Annotated in this window: 12 protein-coding genes and 2 pseudogenes; 11 read left to right on the top strand and 3 right to left on the bottom strand. The window is 61.8% G+C overall.

What is annotated here, in order from left to right:
• The first annotated feature begins 75 nt into the window (after nucleotides 1-75).
• From ytfQ to P3R82_RS16590, 8 genes and pseudogenes are all read left to right on the top strand, one after another.
• Nucleotides 76-1,038 (top strand): galactofuranose ABC transporter, galactofuranose-binding protein YtfQ, encoded by a 963-nt coding sequence (ytfQ, locus tag P3R82_RS16625; RefSeq protein ID WP_183900184.1) that lies wholly within the window; start codon nucleotides 76-78, stop codon nucleotides 1,036-1,038.
• 120 nt (nucleotides 1,039-1,158) lie between these two features.
• On the top strand, nucleotides 1,159-2,682 hold the full coding sequence (gene ytfR / locus P3R82_RS16620) for a galactofuranose ABC transporter, ATP-binding protein YtfR (RefSeq protein WP_183900331.1): 1,524 nt from the start codon (nucleotides 1,159-1,161) through the stop codon (nucleotides 2,680-2,682).
• Nucleotides 2,679-3,695 carry an ABC transporter permease gene (locus tag P3R82_RS16615; protein ID WP_283194628.1) on the top strand — a complete coding sequence of 339 codons (1,017 nt, stop codon included), beginning with the start codon at nucleotides 2,679-2,681 and terminating at the stop codon, nucleotides 3,693-3,695. Before ytfR ends, P3R82_RS16615 begins: the two co-directional genes overlap by 4 nt.
• Nucleotides 3,692-4,659 (top strand): annotated as a pseudogene (gene yjfF, locus P3R82_RS16610) (galactofuranose ABC transporter, permease protein YjfF). Before P3R82_RS16615 ends, yjfF begins: the two are co-directional and overlap by 4 nt.
• A 14-nt stretch (nucleotides 4,660-4,673) precedes the next feature.
• Nucleotides 4,674-5,426: a FadR/GntR family transcriptional regulator gene (locus tag P3R82_RS16605; protein ID WP_283194627.1), complete on the top strand. Its 753-nt coding sequence runs from the start codon at nucleotides 4,674-4,676 to the stop codon at nucleotides 5,424-5,426.
• A gap of 81 nt (nucleotides 5,427-5,507) precedes the next feature.
• Nucleotides 5,508-6,869: a bifunctional UDP-N-acetylglucosamine diphosphorylase/glucosamine-1-phosphate N-acetyltransferase GlmU gene (glmU, locus tag P3R82_RS16600; protein ID WP_283194626.1), complete on the top strand. Its 1,362-nt coding sequence runs from the start codon at nucleotides 5,508-5,510 to the stop codon at nucleotides 6,867-6,869.
• Between the two features lie 108 nt (nucleotides 6,870-6,977).
• On the top strand, nucleotides 6,978-8,804 hold the full coding sequence (glmS, locus tag P3R82_RS16595) for a glutamine--fructose-6-phosphate transaminase (isomerizing) (protein WP_283194625.1): 1,827 nt from the start codon (nucleotides 6,978-6,980) through the stop codon (nucleotides 8,802-8,804).
• A gap of 115 nt (nucleotides 8,805-8,919) precedes the next feature.
• Nucleotides 8,920-9,624, top strand: a complete 705-nt coding sequence (locus tag P3R82_RS16590) for a DUF502 domain-containing protein (protein WP_183900190.1) — start codon at nucleotides 8,920-8,922, stop codon at nucleotides 9,622-9,624.
• A 5-nt stretch (nucleotides 9,625-9,629) separates the two neighbouring features.
• Here P3R82_RS16590 and P3R82_RS16585 read toward each other — a convergent pair whose 3' ends face one another.
• Nucleotides 9,630-10,124 carry a peptide deformylase gene (locus P3R82_RS16585; RefSeq protein WP_283194624.1) on the bottom strand — a complete coding sequence of 165 codons (495 nt, stop codon included), beginning with the start codon at nucleotides 10,122-10,124 and terminating at the stop codon, nucleotides 9,630-9,632.
• 169 nt (nucleotides 10,125-10,293) lie between these two features.
• Between P3R82_RS16585 and mgtE the strand changes: the two are divergent.
• Nucleotides 10,294-11,705: pseudogene (gene mgtE, locus P3R82_RS16580) on the top strand (magnesium transporter).
• A 77-nt stretch (nucleotides 11,706-11,782) separates the two neighbouring features.
• Nucleotides 11,783-12,175 carry a MerR family DNA-binding transcriptional regulator gene (locus tag P3R82_RS16575; RefSeq protein WP_183900193.1) on the top strand — a complete coding sequence of 131 codons (393 nt, stop codon included), beginning with the start codon at nucleotides 11,783-11,785 and terminating at the stop codon, nucleotides 12,173-12,175.
• A gap of 16 nt (nucleotides 12,176-12,191) precedes the next feature.
• On the opposite strand, the gene P3R82_RS16570 is transcribed toward P3R82_RS16575, so the two are convergent.
• Both P3R82_RS16570 and P3R82_RS16565 read right to left on the bottom strand, forming a co-directional pair.
• A complete protein-coding gene (locus tag P3R82_RS16570; RefSeq protein WP_283194623.1) occupies nucleotides 12,192-13,178 on the bottom strand; it encodes a DUF1624 domain-containing protein in 987 nt (328 codons plus the stop codon).
• Complete coding sequence (locus tag P3R82_RS16565; RefSeq protein WP_283196361.1) at nucleotides 13,179-13,943, bottom strand: DUF599 family protein; 765 nt, start codon at nucleotides 13,941-13,943, stop codon at nucleotides 13,179-13,181. It abuts the gene before it with no gap.
• 188 nt (nucleotides 13,944-14,131) lie between these two features.
• Between P3R82_RS16565 and P3R82_RS16560 the strand changes: the two genes are divergently transcribed.
• Entirely contained in the window at nucleotides 14,132-15,538 is a 1,407-nt protein-coding gene (locus tag P3R82_RS16560) for an L-serine ammonia-lyase (RefSeq protein WP_183900195.1), read from the top strand.
• Nucleotides 15,539-15,649 lie beyond the last annotated feature (111 nt).

Here is a 15,649-nt window from a genome sequence, read left to right as displayed (position 1 = left end):
GAAAGTGCATTTACAAAAGTAATACTATATGATTTTCCTAGTGCGTGCCGCGGGAGGCGGCTTTTGGAGGAAATCATGAAATTCAAGACAGCACTCATGAGTGCCACGGTTTTTGCTGCCTGCATGTTCGGTTCGGCACAGGCCGCCGAACTGGTTGTCGGCTTCTCGCAGATCGGTTCGGAATCGGGCTGGCGCGCTGCTGAAACGACCGTCACCAAGGAAGAGGCCAAGAAGCGCGGCATCGACCTGAAGTTCGCCGACGCTCAGCAGAAGCAGGAAAACCAGATCAAGGCGATCCGCTCCTTCATCGCCCAGGGCGTCAATGCCATCCTGCTCGCACCGGTTGTCGAAACCGGCTGGGACGCGGTTCTGAAGGAAGCCAAGGAAGCGGATATCCCGGTCATCCTGCTCGACCGCACGATCAAGGCGCCTGAAGACCTCTACCTGACCGCTGTCACCTCCGACCAGGTGCACGAAGGCAAGGTTGCCGGCGACTGGCTCGTGAAGACGGTTGCGGACAAGAAGTGCAACATCGTCGAGCTTCAGGGCACCACCGGCTCCTCGCCGGCGATCGCCCGCAAGAAGGGCTTCGAGGACGCCATCGCTGGCAAGTCGAACTTCAAGATCGTTCGCAGCCAGACCGGCGACTTCACCCGCACCAAGGGCAAGGAAGTCATGGAAAGCTTCCTGAAGGCCGAGAACGGTGGCAAGGATATCTGCGCCCTCTACGCCCATAACGACGACATGGCCGTCGGCGGCATCCAGGCGATCAAGGAAGCCGGCCTGAAGCCGGGCAAGGACATCCTCGTCGTTTCGATCGACTCCGTTCCTGACATCTTCAAGGCGATGGAAGCCGGTGAAGCCAACGCCACCGTCGAACTGACGCCGAACATGGCGGGTCCTGCCTTCGACGCGCTCGATGCCTATCTCAAGGACAAGAAGGCTCCGCCGAAGTGGATCCAGACGGAATCGAAGCTCTACACCCAGGCTGATGATCCGAAGAAGGTCTACGAGTCCAAGAAGGGCCTTGGCTATTGATCTGACATAGGAACCGCACCGGTCCGTCATGGACCGGTGCGGAACTGCCGCGAACGCTGCCAGACATCATGTCGGGTTGCTATCAGGCCGTGTCGGTCAATATCAGGAAAAATCCACTTGATGATTCACAATTTCGAGAACGTCCTAGCCGCAACCGGCATATCGAAATTCTTCCCCGGAGCCGTAGCCCTCGACAAGGTCGATTTCACCCTTCGCAAGGGCGAGGTGCACGCGCTGCTCGGTGAAAACGGCGCCGGCAAATCGACGCTGATCAAGTGCATCACCGGCGCTTATCTCAGGGACGAAGGCAGCCTCACGCTTGACGGCGTCGAGATCGATCCGGCCGATACGCTGGCCGCCCAGAAGCTCGGGATCGGAACGGTCTACCAGGAGGTCAACCTCCTTCCCAATCTCAGCGTTGCCGAAAACCTCTTTCTCGGACGCCAGCCGAAGCGCTTCGGGATGATCGACGTGTCCGCCATGAACCGTCAGGCGCGCGAATTGCTGCGCCAGTACGGCATGGAGATCGACGTCTCCGCCCAGCTCGACCGCTTCTCCGTCGCCGTGCAGCAGGTCGTTGCCATCGCCCGCGCCGTCGATCTCTCGGGCAAGGTGCTGATCCTCGACGAGCCGACGGCCAGCCTCGACGCGCAGGAAGTGGCCATGCTCTTCGGCATCATGCGTGACTTGAAGAAACGCGGCCTCGGCATTGTCTTCATTACTCATTTTCTGGAACAGGTCTACGATATCAGCGACCGCATCACGGTGTTGCGCAACGGCAAGCTGGTCGGCACCCGCGACAAGGCCGAATTGCCGCGGCAAGGCCTGATCTCGATGATGCTCGGTCACGAACTGGCGCATGCCGAGGCCGCCGTGAAGGAGCGCAGCGTCGCCGCCGGCCCCGTCAAATACAGCTTCGAGGGATACGGCAAGCGCGGCAAGGTCAAGCCGTTCGATCTCGACGTCCGCGTCGGCGAGGTCGTCGGCGTCGCCGGTTTGCTTGGCTCCGGACGGACGGAGACCGCCGAACTTCTCTTCGGCATCGAGAACGCCGATAGCGGTACCGCCAAGATCGATGGCAAGCCGATCGCGCTCTCCAATCCGCGCGCCGCGATCCGCGCCGGCTTCGGCTTCTGCCCCGAGGACCGCAAGACCGATGGCATCATCGGCGATCTCTCGATCCGCGAGAACATCGCGCTGGCGCTGCAGGCCCGCCGGGGATGGGCGCGGCCGCTGTCGCGCGGTGAGCAGAACACGCTCGCCGATCAGTACATCAAGGCGCTCGATATTCGCACCACCGACCGCGAAAAGCCGATCCGACTGCTGTCGGGCGGCAACCAGCAGAAGGCGATCCTGGCCCGCTGGCTGGCCACCAATCCCGACTTCCTGATCCTCGATGAACCGACGCGAGGCATCGATGTGGGCGCCCATGCCGAGATCATCCGGCTGATCGAGGAACTGTGCGAAAAAGGCATGTCCCTGATCGTCATTTCATCGGAATTAGAAGAGCTTATCGCTTATAGTTCACGTATCTTGGTATTGCGGGACCGCGAGCATGTGGCGCAGTTGACGGGTGAGAACGTCAGCACCTCGCGCATCGTGCAGGCAATCGCCGCCGTGCAGAAAAAGACGGAGGACGCATGACGTCGTCACAGAAGGCGCTGCTGATCCGCCTGGCACCGCAACTGATAGCTTTGGCAGTAATATTGCTGTTGAACTTCATTATGTTCCCGCAGTTTTTTAATGTCACCATTCAAAACGGTAGGCTCTATGGCAGTTTGATCGACGTCCTCAATCGCGGCGCGCCCGTCGCATTGCTGGCGATCGGTATGACGCTCGTCATCGCCACCAAGGGCATCGACCTGTCCGTCGGCGCGGTCATCGCCATCTGCGGCGCCGTCGCCGCGTCGTCGATCGTATCCGGCAATTCGCTCGCCTGGACATTGGTGCTCACGCTCTTGGTCGGTCTGGCATGCGGGGTCTGGAACGGCTTCCTCGTGGCCGTCCTGAACATTCAGCCGATCATCGCCACGCTGGTGCTGATGGTCGCCGGCCGCGGTATCGCGCAGCTCATCACCGAAGGCGTGATCATGACCTTCAACGATGATGGCCTGACCTTCTTCGGCAGCGGCTCCTTCGCATTCATGCCGATGCCCGTCGTCATCTGGCTGGCGGTCGGCCTTCTTGTCACGCTCCTCGTCCGCCGCACGGCGCTCGGCATGCTGATCGAGGCAACTGGCATCAACCGCCGCGCAAGCACGCTGTCCGGCGTTCGCACGCCGGTGCTCCTGATGGCGGTCTACATGCTGAGCGGATTGTGCGCGGCGATCGCCGGCATCATCGTCGCGGCCGATATCAAGGGCGCCGACGCCAACAATGCCGGCCTCTGGCTCGAGCTCGACGCCATCCTGGCGGTCGTCGTCGGCGGCAATTCGCTGCTCGGTGGCCGTTTCAGCATCGTCGGCTCCCTGATCGGCGCGATGATCATCCAGTCGGTCAACACCGGCATCCTGCTCTCGGGCTTCCCGCCGGAGTTCAACCTGATCATCAAGGCGGTGATCGTTCTCGTGATCCTGGTGATTCAGTCTCCGGCCGTGCAATCGGCAGCCGTCTTCATGGGGCGTCGCTCCAGCCCGAGAGGGGTAATGCAGAAATGAATTCGAAATACCTGCCGCTGCTCGCGACCATCGTGATCTTCATCCTCTCCTACGCCGTCTGCGCGATGCAGTATCCGAGCATGCTGTCGACACGCGTGATCGGCAATCTCCTGACCGACAACGCCTTCCTTGGTATCGCCGCGGTCGGCATGACCTTCGTGATCATCTCCGGCGGCATCGATCTCTCGATCGGCTCGGTCATCGCCTTCACCGGCGTGTTCCTCGCCGTCATCCTGCAGAACACCGGCATCCATCCGCTGGCCGCCTTCGCGCTGGTCCTCGTCATCACCACCGCTTTCGGGGCTGCGATGGGCGCCGTCATCCACTATCTGCAGATGCCGGCCTTCATCGTCACGCTGGCCGGCATGTTCCTGGCGCGCGGTATGGCCTTCGTGCTCTCCATCGACAGCATCCCGATCAGCCACGACTATTACAGCACGCTCTCCGGCCTCTATTACAAGCTGCCCGGCGGCGGACGACTGACGCTGGTAGGGGCGGTCATGCTTCTGGTCTTCGCGGTCGGCATCTTCATCGCGCACCGCACCCGGTTCGGCACCAACGTTTACGCGCTTGGCGGCGGTGCGCACACGGCGCAGTTGATGGGTGTGCCGGTTGGTCGCACCACAATTCAGATTTACGCGCTGTCCGGCTTCCTTGCCGGCCTGTCGGGAATCGTTTTTCCCTCTATACGTCCGCCGGCTACTCGTTGGCGGCTGTCGGTGTCGAGCTCGATGCCATAGCGGCGGTCGTCATTGGGGGCACTTTGCTGACGGGTGGAGCCGGATTTGTAGCGGGGACCTTCATCGGCCTCCTGATACAGGGGTTGATTCAGACCTACATCACCTTCGATGGAACACTCTCCAGTTGGTGGACGAAGATACTGATCGGCCTGCTGCTTTTTGCATTCATCCTGATGCAGAAAGCCATCCTGTTCCTCTCTAGTCTGAACAAGAGGTATGCCTGACGGGGGCTGTTGGCTTGCGCAATCGAATTCTGGACACCGGGAAGACACAACGGCGATCTCGCACCAGCCACGCGCAGGTGGTGGATGAACTTGGCCGCGCCATCGTGGCCGGAACCTATCCTGTCGGAACCATTCTCCCGGGTGACATAGAGCTCGCGCAACGCTTCAAGGTGTCCCGCACGGTTCTTCGCGAAACGATGAAGACGCTGGCCGCCAAGGGCATGATCGTCGCCAAGGCACGCGTCGGTACCCGGGTTACCGAAAAGAGCCAGTGGAACATGTTCGACAGCGAGGTGATCGCCTGGCACTTCGACGACGACGTGACCGAGGAATTCCTGCTGCAGCTCTATGATATCCGGCTGGCCGTCGAACCCTTCGCGGCCGGTCTCGCGGCGGAGCGGGCAACGGCTGAGGAGGTCGCGCTGCTGACCGATCTCGCCAAGGACATGGCCGCACCCGATCACACGACGGAAAGCCTGGCGATGGCGGACCTGCAGTTTCACATGGCGATCGCCGACGCCGCCCACAATCCCTTCATGCATACGTTGGGAAGCCTCATCGAGGCGGCGCTCGTCGGCATGTTCCGGATCAGCACACCGCCGTCGCAGAACGGCTTCTCGAACATCGCCGAAACGCATATGCGCATCGTCAACGCGATCGCGGCGGGCGACGTGCCGGCGGCGCGCACCGCCATGGAAGCGGTCATCGTCGAGGGGCGCGATCACGTCCATGACGCCTATGCCGGAATGACCAGGGTTTCCGCCTGATCCTTTTTTGATCTTTGTTCCGTCAGCGACTTGCTGCTATGAGGCGGCAACGCGCCTGTAACGGATTCTTGGGAGCAGACCATGGAACGCACTTGTCTTGCCGTCATTCTCGCCGCGGGTGACAGCACGCGAATGAAATCGTCGAAGTCGAAGGTTCTCCACCCGGTGGCCAATCGTCCGATGATCGCCCATGTCGTCGAAGCCGTGGCCAAGACCGCTATCGGCGCCGTGGCGCTCGTTGTCGGCCGCGATGCCGACGAGGTCGCCAAGGCCGCCGCGGTCGGTGGCGTCGAGATCGAGGCCTATCTGCAGAAGGAACGGCTCGGCACCGGCCATGCGGTGCTCGCGGCGCGCGATGCCATTGCCCGCGGCTATGACGATGTGATCGTAACTTACGGCGACGTTCCCCTGCAGACCGAAGCGCCGCTCAAGGCGGCACGCCAGGCGCTGGCCGATGGCAGCGATATCGTCGTCATCGGTTTCCACACCGACAAGCCGACGGGCTACGGCCGCCTGCTGGTCAAGGACGGCGAACTGATCGCCATCCGCGAGGAAAAGGACGCGACCGATGCCGAGCGCGCCGTCACCTGGTGCAACAGCGGCCTGATGGCGATCAACGGCCGCAAGGCGCTGGAATTGCTGGCGCTGATCGGCAATAACAATGCCAAGGGCGAGTATTATCTGACCGATCTCGTCGAGATCGCCCGCTCGCAGGGTGGCCGCGTCACCGCGGTCGATGCCCCCGAGGTCGAAATGACCGGCACCAACAACCGCGCCGAACTTGCCGTCATCGAGCGCCTCTGGCAGGAGCGCCGCCGTCACGAACTGATGCTGTCGGGCGTCAGCATGATCGCGCCCGAAACCGTCTTCCTGTCCTACGACACGGTCATCGGCCAGGATGCCCTGATCGAGCCGAACGTGGTCTTCGGCCCCGGCGTGGTGATCGACGGTGGTGCCGTCATCCACGCCTTCTCGCATATCGAGGGCGCGCATGTCAGCGCCGGCGCGACGGTCGGTCCCTTCGCGCGGCTGCGGCCGGGCGCGGATCTCGCCGAGGGATCGAAGGTCGGCAATTTCTGCGAGGTGAAGAACGGCAAGGTGGGCGAGGGCGCCAAGGTCAACCATCTGACCTATATCGGCGACGCCCGCATCGGCGCCGGCGCCAATATCGGCGCGGGCACGATCACCTGCAACTATGACGGCGTCAACAAGAGCGAGACCGTGATCGGCGCGCATGCCTTCGTCGGATCGAACTCCTCGCTGGTCGCGCCCGTCAGCATCGGCGACAACGCCTACATCGCCTCGGGCAGCGTCATCACCAATGACGTGCCGGCCGACGCGCTGGCGTTCGGGCGCGCGCGCCAGGAAATCAAGCCCGGCCGCGCCGCCATCCTGCGCGAACTGGCGCTCGCGAAGAAGGCCGCGAAGAAGGCGAAAGGCTGATTGTCTTCGTAACGCGCGGTCACCGAAAGTGACCGCCGAGCCGATTGAGAAAAAAGCGAAAATTGTTACGACTGCCTGCAATTGATTGCTGGCCCTGAGGATTTCTTTATGTGTGGTATTGTTGGTATCGTTGGTAACAGCCCTGTGGCGGTGCGTCTGGTCGATGCGCTGAAGCGGCTTGAATATCGCGGTTATGATTCGGCTGGCGTTGCTACCATTCACGACGGCGCCATGGACCGCCGTCGCGCCGAAGGCAAACTCTTCAATCTCGAAAAGCGCCTCGATGCCGAGCCGCTGGCCGGCACGATCGGTATCGCTCACACCCGCTGGGCGACGCACGGCGTCCCCAACGAAACCAACGCCCACCCGCATTTCGTCAAGGGCGTCGCCGTCGTTCATAACGGTATCATCGAGAACTTTTCCGAGCTGCGCGACGAACTGACCGCCGAGGGCGCCGTGTTCGAAACGCAGACCGACACCGAAGTCGTGGCGCATCTTGTCGCGAAATATCTCGGCGAAGGCCTTGAGCCGCGCGCGGCCATGATGAAGATGCTGAACCGCGTGACCGGCGCCTACGCGCTGGCCGTCATGCTGCAGAAGGACCCCGGCACGATCATGGCGGCGCGCTCCGGCCCGCCGCTCGCAATCGGATACGGCAAGGGCGAGATGTTCCTGGGCTCCGATGCCATCGCGCTGTCGCCTTTCACAAGCGAGATCACCTACCTCGTCGACGGCGACTGGGCGGTTCTGACGAAGGATGGCGCGACCATCCTCGATTTCGCCGGCAACGAAGTTTCGCGTCCGCGCCAGATCTCGCAGACGACGGCCTATGTCGTCGACAAGGGCAACCATCGCCACTTCATGGAAAAGGAAATCTACGAGCAGCCCGAGGTCATTTCTCACGCGCTCAGCCAGTATGTGGATTTCGCCAGCAACACGCTGAGCGCCAACACGGCGGCGATCGATTTCAAATCGGTGAGCGGTCTGGCGATTTCCGCCTGCGGCACCGCCTATCTCGCGGGTCTCGTCGGGAAATACTGGTTCGAGCGCTATGCGCGCCTGCCTGTCGAGATCGACGTCGCCTCGGAGTTCCGCTACCGCGAGATGCCTCTGTCGCCGACCCAGGCGGCACTCTTCATCTCGCAGTCGGGCGAAACCGCCGATACGCTGGCCTCGCTGCGTTACTGCAAGGACAACGGCCTGAAGATCGGCGCCGTCGTCAACGTCAGGGAATCAACGATCGCCCGTGAATCGGATGCGATCTTCCCGATCATGGCCGGCCCCGAAATCGGCGTCGCCTCCACCAAGGCCTTCACCTGCCAGCTCGCCGTGCTGGCATCGCTGGCGCTCGGCGCGGGCAAGGCGAGGGGAACGATCAGCCCGGATCAGGAAAGGGAGATGGTGCGCCATCTCGCCGAAATGCCACGCATCATGAGCCGCGTGCTCAACGCCATCCAGCCGCAGATGGAAACGCTGTCGCGCGAGCTGTCGAAGTGCAAGGACGTGCTCTATCTCGGCCGCGGCACCAGCTATCCGCTCGCCATGGAAGGCGCGCTGAAGCTCAAGGAAATCTCCTACATCCACGCCGAAGGCTATGCCGCGGGCGAGTTGAAGCATGGCCCGATCGCGCTGATCGACGAGAACATGCCTGTCATCGTCATCGCCCCCTATGATCGATTCTTCGAAAAGACCGTGTCCAACATGCAGGAAGTGGCTGCCCGAGGCGGCCGGATCATCTTCATCACCGATGAAGCGGGTGCCGCCCACTCCAAGCTTCCGACCATGGCGACGATCGTTCTTCCAAACGTCGACGAGATCATCGCGCCGATGATCTTCTCGCTGCCGATCCAGCTCCTGGCCTATCACACGGCGGTCTTCATGGGCACCGATGTCGATCAGCCGCGCAATCTGGCAAAGTCGGTCACTGTCGAGTGAGGCCGGCCGACCTAGGCTTGTGCGGCGCGGCGAATTCTGTCAGTTTTTCTCATGGAAAGCATGGGGGCACTGATTTCCGATCGCAGCTAAACTCAACGGAGTTCGTCGGCATACGATGACGGAAAAACTGCCTCGATTGTCGGTCGCGACCCGCATCAGAAACAATTTTCTGGCGGGCATCATCATCTGCGCGCCGATCGCCATCACGCTCTGGCTGACATGGTCGGTGGTGCGCTGGGCCGATAGCTGGGTGAAGCCCTATCTTCCGGCGCGTTACGATCCCGACAACTACCTGAACTTCGCCATGCCGGGCTCCGGCCTGCTGATCGGCCTGATCATCATCACGCTCATCGGCTTTCTCGGCAAGAACCTGATCGGCCAGCAGATCGTGATGTTCAGCGAGTCTCTCGTGCGCCGCGTGCCGTTGGTCCGCGTCATCTACAAGAGCGTCAAGCAGATCTTCGAGACGGTGCTGAAGGAACGCAGCAACTCGTTCAAGAAGGTCGGGCTGATCGAATATCCAAGCCCGGGCCTTTGGGCGATGGTGTTCATCGCGACCGATGCGAAGGGCGAGATCGCCTCGAAGTTCAACGCCATGGGCCACGACATGGTCAGCGTCTTCCTGCCGCCGACCCCGGTGCCGACGGCGGGCTTCCTGATCTTCGTGCCGCGCGAAAAGATCGTGCTTCTCGACATGTCGCCGGAGGATGCGGCGAAGCTCCTGATCTCGGGCGGCCTCGTGACGCCGGAAGAACTCGCCTCGCAGATCGCAGCACCCGAAGCCGTGCGCAAGCCGTTGCCGGCGCCGGTCGAGATGTAGGCCGATCAGCCGCCGGCCTTTTCCCACTTCTTCAGTAACCGGTCACGCTTCAGCTTCGACAGACGCTGCAGCCAGAAAATGCCGTCGAGCTGGTCGATCTCGTGTTGGATGCAGATGGCGAGGAAGCCTTTTGCGTCCTCCTCATGCATCTTCCCCTCGATATCATGGTAGCGAAACCGGATCGCGTCCGGCCTGATCACCTCGTCGGTCGCTCCGGGCATCGAGACGCTCCCCTCCGTGTTGCGGCTGGTCTCCTCGGATGCGTTGATGATCTCCGGATTGATGTAGACCCGTACCCCATCCTCTCGGGCAAGCTCGATGACCGTCACGCGCTCGAACACCCCGATATGCGCCGCGGTGATGCCGACACCCGGCGCCGCGCGCATCGTATCGAGGAGATCGCCGACAAGTGTGCGCAACGCTTCGTCGAAGACCGTCACCGGCGCGCAGCGGGTTTTAAGACCTGTGTGAGGGAAGCGTAAAATGGCGCGGACGGTCACGAAAATCTCTCCTGATTTGAGACCCGCCGAAACTATCTTCCGGCTGGCGAATTGTCATCCGTATGAACGGTTTAACGCTGGACGTTCCCATGTCTTTAAGCTAGCAGGGATGGACTTCCGGTGTATCGAAGAACTCTAAACTTCGAGAGAGATGCAAGGGGCGGCAAAGATGACGAACGACGCAGAAGAGCTCGTCCGCACGCGTCCTGAGGACAACGAAGCCGACCTCTACGACGAGAACGGAAACGTCCGCGGCGACTTCCTGGCGCTAGTCGGCGCGGCCATCGCCGACCGCGATACGATCTTCCTCAGACAGCATGTGGCGCGCCTGCACGATCGGAGCTGGGCGATCTGCTGGAATCGATCCAGCCTGATCAACGCCTGGCGCTCGTCCAGCTGCTCGGCGACCAGTTCGACATGACGGCGCTGACAGAGGTCGACGAGGCGATCCGCCGCGAGATCGTCGACCAGATGCCGAACGACCAGATCGCGGCCGCGATCGGCGAGCTCGATTCGGACGACGCCGTCTATATTCTCGAGGATCTCGACCAGGAAGATCGCGACGAGATCCTGGCGCAACTGCCGTTCACCGAGCGCGTTCGCCTGCGCCGGGCACTCGATTATCCCGAAAGTTCCGCCGGGCGCCGCATGCAGACGGAGTTCGTCGCCGTGCCGCCGTTCTGGACGGTCGGCCAGACGATCGACTACATGCGCGATGAGGAGAACCTGCCTGAATCTTTCTCGCAGATCTTCGTCATCGATCCGACATTCAGGCTGCTCGGCGCAATCGACCTCGACAAGATCCTGCGCACCAAGCGGCAGAGCAAGATCGAAACGATCATGCGCGAGACCAACCACCCGATTCCGGCCGAAATGGACCAGGAAGAGGCCGCGCAGCTCTTCGAGCAATACGACCTTCTCTCCGCCGCCGTCGTTGATGAGAACGACCGGCTGGTCGGCGTGCTGACGATCGACGACGTCGTCGACGTTATCCACGAAGAGGCCGACGAGGATATCAAGCGCCTCGGCGGTGTCGGCGACGAAGAACTGTCGGACAACGTCTCTTCGACCGTCAGATCGCGTTTCCTTTGGCTGGCGATCAATCTGGGCACCGCGCTCATCTCGGCCAGCGTCATCGGCTTGTTCGACGAATCGATCGAGAAGATGATCGCGCTTGCCGTGTTGATGCCGATCGTCGCTTCCATGGGCGGCAACGCCGGCACGCAGACGATGACCGTGACCGTGCGCGCGCTGGCGACCGGCGATCTCGACATCTACAATGCCGGGCGCGTCATTCGAAGGGAGGCCGCCGTCGGTCTGGCCAATGGCGTCATGTTCTCGACGATCATGGGCACCGTCGCGGCCACATGGTTCGGCGATTATCAACTCGGCTTCGTCATCGGCGCGGCGATGATCATCAACCTCTTCGCCGCCGCGCTCGCCGGCATTCTTCTGCCGTTGCTGCTCGACAAGATTGGTGCCGATCCCGCCATCGCCTCGTCGGTTTTCGTGACCATGGTCACTGACTGTACCGGCTTCTTTGCCTTTCTGGGGATCGCCACCTGGTGGTTCGGCATATAGGCCGCTCGCAAGCGGGTTGCACAAATTGACTATTACGTAAAAGTCAATATTATGGGTTCCTGAAAATCGAGGGATCCATGCCGGTTAGCAAGTATTACAGCATCACGGAGTTGACGCGCGAATTCGGAGTTTCGACGCGCACGCTTCGCTTTTATGAAGACGAAGGTCTCATCCATCCGGAGCGTCGCGGTCGCACGCGGCTGTTTCGCCCAACCGACCGGCGCCTGATCCAGGAAATCCTGCGCGGTCGCCGTATCGGCTTCACCATCGCCGAAATTCGCGAAATCATCCAGGTCTACAAGGAGCCGCCGGGCGAGCTTGGGCAGCTCAAGCTGCTGATGAAGCGCGTCGACGAGAAGCGCGACGATCTGCGCCAGAAGCGTAAGGACATCGACGATACCTTGGCCGAATTGGACAACATCGAGGAGGCCTGCCTTGGCCGCCTCGCCGAGATCGGTGTCGGCACCTGATCAGGCACTGCGCCCCTTATTGGGGCGCGGCGCTGCATTCGCTGGCAAGGCTGAGGATACGACCGTCATCTGGCTTGATCTCGCCGGATTGAAACGGCGTGAAGAGCTGCTGTTCCTGAAGTTTGTCGAGCGTGCACTGGCAGAAGCTGCGGCAAAGCGCTTGGCCCTGCTCAACGGTGCAGGATGTGTTGCACTGCTGCAGGTAGGTCTCCGCGGGATCCGGCTTGGCCGGCGGCACGACGTAAGCCATGGCGAAGGCGATCGAGATCAGCACCGGCTGATGGATCAGGTAGAAGGAGAGGCTGCGACGGCCGATCTTGGCAAGCAGGCTTGACCCCGTTCCCATGGCGGCCAGTTTCGCTGGCAGTTCCGTTCTGATCGCGAGCGCCGCGCTCGTGAACCCGAGCAGAAATGGCACGATCCAGGGGAACAGCGGGACATAGTCGTTGGAGCGCTGCGGCATCTCCGCGAAGCCGATCCAGGCAAGATAGCGCGGGTTGAAGAACGGCCAGCGCAGGATACCCGGCGATACAAAGGTATCGGCGATCCACGCGGCCGTCGCCACCACCGTGAGGACGATGATCACGGGCAGAGGCAGCCGCAAGAGCAGCATGCCGATCACGCTCAGCACGGCGATGGAGTGCAGGATCCCGAAGAAAATCCATTCTCCCGGTGTCAGGAAGTAGGTCGCGACAGAGATGGCGGCGGCCGCCGCGACAATCATCCCCAGCCGTTTCCAGAACGATTTCCAGCGTGTCTCTGGCGTATTGGCGAGCACGAGGCTGACGCCGACGATAAACACGAAGGTGGAGGCGATGGAGCGGGCGTAGAGCTTCATCCAGCCGGTCGTGGCCGTGCCCGGCGGAAGGTAGCCGACGAGTTCGATATCCCAGCCGAAGTGATAGGTCGCCATGGCGATCAGTGCCGCGCCGCGCAGCGTATCGAGCAGGCCGATGCGCGGCAGTTTAGGCCTTACGGCGGTGTCCGTCGTTGGAACAGTCATTCACAGTCCCCCATGTGAGTCGTTTCCGTCGGCTGACGGTCTAGTGCGGGGAATAGGAGAAAGGTGGAGATTTGATGACGGGTCACGATCCATGATCGCCAATCGTGCCTCCGAGAAGAACTGCCGCCGCGCGAGAACCACGATGACAATGGTGGTCGTCACCATGAAGACGTAGGGATTGATGAACCAGCCGAGATAGCCGATCGACAGGAAGATCGCCCGGAGCCCCTCGTTGAAATGACCGCCGGCGATGATGTTCATGCGGATGACGCGCTCGGCGGCCCGCTCCGCCGCGAGAACGTCGTTTTCGCTATCGCGCATCATCGGGATGGCGCCGAAGAGAATGGTACAGTAGTTGAACAGCCGGTAGGACCAGCCGAACTTGAAGAAGGCATAGCCGAACAGGACGGCTAGCCCGCCTACCTTCATCTCAAACCCCACACGGCCACTCTGCAAGACCAGCGGTACGTCGGCCAACACCGCATCGACCTTGTCCGCCGCCCCGAGCAACGCAAAGCAGCTGCCGATCGCGAAGATCGAGGTGGAGGCGAAAAAGGCCGTGCCGTTCTGCAGGCCCGCCATGATCTGCGTATCGATCATCTTCAGGTCGCGGCGCAGCGAATTGTAAATCCACTCGCGCCGACGCTCGATCATCGCATGCGTCAGGCTGGTGCGGCCGAAGAGACTGGCGCTCCGCAGCAGCCGGGCGTAACCGAACCACATGAGTGCGAAGAAGCACAGGGCGATGTAATCTGCTGTCGTCATCATTATATTGATTCAGTCCTTCTCCACGCGCCCACTCTATAGATGCAAGCGCTGACCGCAACAACGCACGGATAGGGAACCTTTCACAGGATGATGTCGCACGCGTGAAATGCTATGTCGGTGAACCGAACGGATCGCAGGCCGCGCTGGCGTAGCCTGAACAAGCAAATTCTCAACAGGACGCACCCATGTTCCTTTCTGTTTTCGACGTATTCAAGATCGGCGTCGGCCCTTCCAGTTCCCACACCATGGGGCCGATGACGGCGGCCAACCGCTTTCTCGATCTGATTCTGTCGGATGAATGGCCGCGCCCGTCCTCGGGCGCCAATGTCGCGGCGATCAAGGTCAGCCTGCATGGTTCGCTCGCCCATACCGGTATAGGCCACGGGACGGGCAGGGCCGTCATCCTCGGTCTGATGGGCGAGCAGCCCGATAGCGTGGATCCCGACCAGATGGACGGTATCATCGACAAGGTCGAGCGCTCCGGCCGCATTACTCCGCAAGGGCATCCCGCTTACCAGTTCCAGCCGAAGACCGATCTGGTGTTCGACAAGAAGCAGCCGCTTCCGGGTCACGCCAACGGCATGTCCTTCTCCGCCTTCGACAAGGACGGCAGAATGCTCATCCGCCGCATCTATTATTCCGTCGGCGGCGGCTTCGTCGTCACCGATACGGAACTTGAGACGATGCGCGCCAAGAAGAAGGCGCCGTCGGACGGCATCAAGGTGCCCTATCCCTTCTCGACCGCCAAGCAGATGCTCGAGATGGCGGCGCGCTCCGGAGTCTCCATCGCGCAGATGAAGCGCGCCAACGAGGAAAGCCAGCGCAGCCGCGAGGAACTGGATGAGGGCCTCGACCGGATCTGGGAAGCGATGCGCTCCTGCATCGAACGCGGCCTCAAGGTCGACGGCATCATGCCCGGCGGCCTCAATGTTCGCCGCCGCGCCCGTTCCATCCACGACAAGCTGCAGGAAGAGTGGCGCAGCAACCGCATCAATCCCTTGCTCGCCAACGACTGGCTGAGCGTCTACGCCATGGCCGTCAACGAGGAGAACGCCGCCGGCGGCCGCGTGGTCACCGCGCCGACGAACGGTGCGGCCGGCGTCATCCCGGCGACGATCCGCTATTACGAGCACTTCCATGACGATTGGGATCAGAACGGCATCCGCGACTACCTGCTGACGGCGGCTGCGGTCGGCGGCATCATCAAGCACAATGCCTCGATCTCGGGCGCCGAAGTCGGCTGTCAGGGCGAAGTCGGATCGGCGGCCGCCATGGCTGCAGCCGGTCTCGCAGCCGTCATGGGCGGTACGCCGGAGCAGATCGAGAACGCCGCCGAAATCGCGCTCGAACATCATCTCGGCATGAGCTGCGATCCCGTGGCTGGCCTCGTCCAGGTTCCCTGCATCGAACGCAACGCGCTTGGCGCCGTGAAGGCCGTGACCGCCGCATCGCTCGCGATCAAGGGTGACGGTCGCCACTTCGTCCCGCTCGACGCCTGCATCGAGACCATGCGCCAGACCGGCTACGACATGAGCGAGAAGTACAAGGAAACCTCCACCGGCGGCCTCGCGGTCAACGTCGTGGAGTGTTGATCGGACAGACCGGCTATCGCGGTCTGGACGGTGCATCACACTGTGATTGGAAAACCGGCGGCTACCGGCCGCCGGCACGCGCAAGTCGCTTGACGCTGCCGCGCAAAAGGA

This window comes from Rhizobium sp. AN80A (assembly GCF_030053015.1).
Taxonomy (GTDB): domain Bacteria; phylum Pseudomonadota; class Alphaproteobacteria; order Rhizobiales; family Rhizobiaceae; genus Rhizobium; species Rhizobium metallidurans.
Note: the sequence above shows the minus strand (reverse complement) of the source record. Positions and strands in the feature narration are given on the sequence as shown.